The 4,695-nt window shown below is 74.0% G+C and carries 4 protein-coding genes; 1 reads left to right on the forward strand and 3 read right to left on the reverse strand.

Annotation, left to right across the window (positions count from 1 at the left end; all coding sequences use genetic code 11):
* From ACYVE9_RS16195 to ACYVE9_RS16205, 3 genes are all read right to left on the reverse strand, one after another.
* Nucleotides 1-736 (reverse strand): glycosyltransferase family 2 protein (locus ACYVE9_RS16195; protein WP_461028563.1); only part of this gene is annotated, 736 nt, incomplete at its 3' end.
* A complete protein-coding gene (locus tag ACYVE9_RS16200; RefSeq protein ID WP_461028564.1) occupies nucleotides 733-2,370 on the reverse strand; it encodes a carbamoyltransferase family protein in 1,638 nt (545 codons plus the stop codon). The genes ACYVE9_RS16200 and ACYVE9_RS16195, both read right to left, overlap by 4 nt.
* 105 nt (nucleotides 2,371-2,475) lie before the next feature.
* A complete protein-coding gene (locus tag ACYVE9_RS16205; RefSeq protein WP_461028565.1) occupies nucleotides 2,476-3,453 on the reverse strand; it encodes a UDP-glucuronic acid decarboxylase family protein in 978 nt (325 codons plus the stop codon).
* A 143-nt stretch (nucleotides 3,454-3,596) separates the two neighbouring features.
* Between ACYVE9_RS16205 and ACYVE9_RS16210 the strand changes: the two genes are divergently transcribed.
* Nucleotides 3,597-4,622 (forward strand): polysaccharide pyruvyl transferase family protein, encoded by a 1,026-nt coding sequence (locus tag ACYVE9_RS16210; protein ID WP_461028566.1) that lies wholly within the window; start codon nucleotides 3,597-3,599, stop codon nucleotides 4,620-4,622.
* Nucleotides 4,623-4,695 lie beyond the last annotated feature (73 nt).

Raw genomic sequence — 4,695 nt, forward strand, 5'->3', positions numbered from 1 at the left:
ACCGGCCGCGCGGCGCGGACGCCCGCTGCCACCAGGACGGACCGTGCAGCCGCAGCATCAACGCGTCGTCGGCGTTGCCGCGTTGGGCCCGAACCGAGACCCACGCGCCGGCCTCCCGCACCGGGTGCTCGGTGCGGCGGGTGCCGGTGGTGATCCGCCAGCCGGCGTCCTGGAGGCGCAGCGCCAAGTCCGCGTCCTCACGGAAGGCGCGCAGGAACCGCTCGTCGAAGCCGTTCACGGCCTTCAGCGCGTCCGTACGGTAGGCGAGGTCGGCCGTCACCCAGCGGGCGTCGGCCAGGCCGGCGGTGTTGCGCTCCCAGTCGGTGGGCCGCCGGTCCTCGGGCAGCGGCACCACCAGGTCGGCCTCGGTGCCGGCCGCCTCCACCGGGCAGGCGGCGAGGTCCTCGGCCAGCCGCTCACGCCAGTCCGCCGACACCCGCACGTCGTCGTCGAGGAACGCCACCCAGGGCGTCGACACCATCCGCCACCCGATGTTGCGGGCCGCGGCCGGACCGCGTCCGCCGGTGCGCACCACCGTCGTCCGGTCCCGCAGCGAGCCGAGCACGGCCAGCGGCAGCGGCGCGGGGTCCGACTCCCGCTCCGGTCGGTCGTCGACCAGCACCACCTCGTCCGGCGCAGGGCCCTCCGAGCGGGCCAGCGCGCCCAGGCAGTCGGCCAGGCAGCTCCGCCCCACCGTGGGGATCACCACGGAGTAGGCCTCGTGATCAGCGCTCACCGGAACATCGCCCCCCTGCGCACCGCGAACGGGCCGATGGCCAGCAGGTCGACGGGGGAGGAGCCGAAGCACTCCAGGGCGTCCCTGGGGGAGTCCACCATGGGCCGCCCCGCGGTGTTCAGACTGGTGTTGACCACGACCGGGAGGCCGGTGCGCTGCTCGAACGCCTCCAGCATTCTCGCGACCACGGGCTCGCGCGCCGGGTCCACCGTCTGGATCCGTGCGGTGCCGTCGGTGTGGACCACCGCCGGGATGCGCTCCCGCCAGCCCTCCCGCACGTCGTGCACGAACAGCATGTAGGGGCTGGGCTGCGGCCCGTCGAAGATCTCCGGCGCCCGGTCCGCCGCCACCATGGGCGCGATCGGACGGAACTCCTCCCGGCCCTTGACCTGGTTCACCCGATCGAGGTTCGCCTCCCGGCCCGGGTGCGCCAGCAGCGACCTGCGGCCCAGCGCCCGCGGACCGTACTCGCTGCGGCCCTGGAACCAGGCGACGATCCCGTCCTCGGCGAGCACCTCGGCCGCCGCCACCGCGATGTCGTCCGGGCGCTCGTAGGGCACCGCCGCGTCCTCGAGGATCTGCCGGATCTCCTCCTCCGACCACTCGCGGCCGAGGTCGGCGCCGGGCATCGGCAGCGGCCTGTCGCCCTCGTCGGCGGCCACCTGCAACGCCGCTCCCAGCGCGGTGCCCGCGTCACCCGCGGCGGGCTGCACCCAGATCCGCTCGAACGGGCCGTCGGCGGCGATCCGCGAGTTGGCGACGCAGTTCAGCGCCACTCCGCCGGCCATCGTGAGGCAACGCTCGCCGGTCTGCTCGTGCAGCCAGCGGGCCAGTTGCAGCACGACCTCCTCCAGGCAGATCTGTGCGCTGGACGCCAGGTCGGCGTGGTCCTGCGTCCAGGGCGCGCCCGGCTCCCTCCGGGGGACCAGCGACTGCCAGTCCACGCCGCGGGCGCAGAAACCGCCGTCCCCGGTGGCGAAGACCGACTGCTGGAGCTGCGGCAGGAAACGCGGCTTGCCGTACGACGCCAGCGCCATCACCTTGTACTCGTCGCTGGAACGCAGAAAGCCCAGATGCGCGGTGAGCTCCTCGTAGACCAGGCCCAGCGAGTCGGGCAGCGCCTGGGAGGCCAGCTTGGTCAGCTGTCCGCCGCGGTAGTGGCCGGCCAGGTGCGAGGCCGCCTCACCCCGGCCGTCCAGCACCAGCACCGCGCTGTCCTGGTGGGGCCCGGCCAGCGCTGCGGACGCCGCGTGCGCCACGTGGTGCGGGACGAACCGGCACCGCGTCGGGTCCAGGCCGGGCAGTGCCTCGGCGAGGAACTCCGGCGCCATCCGGGCGTAGGTGCGGCGCAGGTGGTCCCACGGGTCGTCGAGCCCCATCTCCTCCGCAGGCAGGGCCAGCTCCGGGTCGAAGGAGAAGGCCACCGCGTCCACCTGGTCCGGAGTCAGGCCGGCGTGCTCCAGGCACCAGGCGGCGGCCTGCTCGGGCATCTCCCACGCGGAGAAGGGCACCGGCCGTTTGCCGTGCTTGCGGCGGGAGAAACGCTCCTCCTCCGCGGCGGCGACAGTCCGTCCGTCGACGATCAGCGCGGCGGCCGGATCGTGGAAGACGGCGTTGATGCCGAGGATGCGCATATGAGGGCCTCCGTCGAGAGGATCGGGCACGCCCGCAGCCCACGGGCGTGGCTGGACTCCGCAGTTGCCTTCGGCTGCGATGTCAAACGCCGGGAGTGGTGACGCTCACCCGGCCGGCGCAGAGGCCCGGCCGGCGAACCACTCGATCGTGTGTTTCAGGCCTTCCTGCCAGCCGACCTGCGGTGCCCAGCCCAGTTCCCGCCGGGCCAGAGCGATGTCGGGGCGACGCCGCGACGGGTCGTCCGTCGGGCGCTCGCGGAACGTGACGTCGGAGTCGGAACCGGCCAGCTCGATGATGCGCCGCGCCAGGTCCAGCATCGTGGTCTCCTGGTCGTTGCCGATGTTGACCGGCCCGGGGAAGTCGCTCGCGGCCAGCGCCAGCAGGCCGTCCACGGTGTCGTCGACGAAGCACAGCGACCGGGTCTGGCTGCCGTCGCCGGCCACGGTCAGCGGCTCCCCGTTGAGCGCCTGCTGCACGAAGGCCGGCACCGCCCGGCCGTCACCGGGGCGCATCCTCGGCCCGTAGGTGTTGAAGATCCGCACGATGGCGGCGTCGGTACCGCGCTCCCGCCGGTGCGCCGTCACCAGCGCCTCCGCGTAGCGCTTCGCCTCGTCGTACACGCTGCGCGGGCCGACCGGGTTCACGTGCCCCCAGTAGTCCTCGGTCTGCGGGTGCACCTGCGGGTCGCCGTACACCTCGGAGGTGGACGCCAGCACCATGCGGGCGCCGTCGCGGTACGCCAGCTCCAGGGCGTTGCGGGTGCCGGCGCTGCCGACCTCCAGCGTCTCCAGCGGCAACCGCAGGTAGTCCATCGGCGACGCCGGGCAGGCAAGGTGCATCACCAGGTCGAAGGGCCCGCCGGGCAGCGAACGCAGCGCACCCGGCTCGCTCACGTCGAGGTGCTCGAACGAGAAGCCGTCCACGCCCTCGAACTCCGCGATGTTCTCCATGCTGCCGGAGGCGAGGTTGTCGACCGCGAGCACCCGCACACCGCTCTCCAGCAGCCGCTCACACAGATGGGAACCGACAAAGCCGGCGCCCCCGGTGACCACCGCCCGTCGCCAAGGTTGCTGCTTCTTCATGCGTCTCTCCTGGTCTCTCCTGCGGCCTGGTGCCGTGCCCGGACGGTCCGTCCGCCGACCGCCCGCACCGCCGGGTGTCCGGAAAGGACTCCCGGCCCCGGGCGGGCGGGTGTAAGGAACGGGAAGGCGTGAACCCGGCTGCCATGGACGAACGACGTACAGCAGCCGGGCCGACCGCGCCCCGCACCGATCCCTCCCTCGCGCGGGCGGCCGACCACCTGGCCGAGCACGCTGCCGAGGACGGAAGCCGAGGTGCCCGGACAGACCGGGGCAAAACACTGCTGACCGGGTGGTTCAGTTTTCTCGACGGCGAAGTGACAGCCGGTGACGTTCTGGCCCTGTACCGCGTGCAGGAGATCCTGGACCGGGAGCAGATCGCCTACGACACGGTCTGGAGCCCCGGCTACCGCCCGGACGCCCTGCACTTCGACGACGTCGACGACGACCGCTACGGACGGCTGGTCTTCGTCTGCGGGCCGGTGCACGGTCCGCAGGTGGAGGGGCTGCACCGGCGCTTCGCGCACTGCCACCGGCTGGCGGTCGGCGTCTCGGTCGTGGACGCGTCCTCCCCGGCGGCGCGCGGCTTCCACCGCGTCGTGGCGCGCGACGGCACCGAGGCGCCGCCCACCCTCGACCTGTCGTCCGCCGCCTGCGACGTGCCCCGGGCGCCGGTGGCCGGTGTGGCCCTCACCCGGGGGCAGGGCGAGTACGGCGCTCTGCGCCGGCACGACCGGGTGGCGGACGCGGTGACCGGCTGGCTCGCGGGCGAGGACTGCGCGCGGGTGGAACTGGACACCAGGCTCGCCCGCGACGACTGGCGGCTGTGCGGAACCGTCGGCCAGTTCGACTCGTTGCTGCGCCGGCTGGACGTCCTCGTCACCAACCGGCTGCACGGCCTGGTACTGGCGTTGCGGGCGGGCGTGCCGGCGCTGGTCGTCGACCCGGTCGAGGGCGGTGCGAAGGTCACCGCGCAGGCCCAGGCGTGCAACTGGCCGGCGGTGATCCCCGCCGACGAGGTCACGCCGGACGCCCTGCGGCACTGGTGGCGCTGGTGCCTGACGTCGGGCCCCCAGGCCGCGCTGCGGGCCCGACTCGCCTTCGACCGGCAGGCCGACACCGAGCTGACGGCCGCCCTCGCCGCCGCCTCCCGGTCATCGCTGAGCCACTGAGCGGGGCGGGCGCCGCCCCACGAGGACAGGCACACGCCACGGGGGCCGTCCGCCCCTCAGGCCGCGGGCGCAG

The sequence above is a fragment of the Streptomyces sparsus genome, from assembly GCF_054776295.1.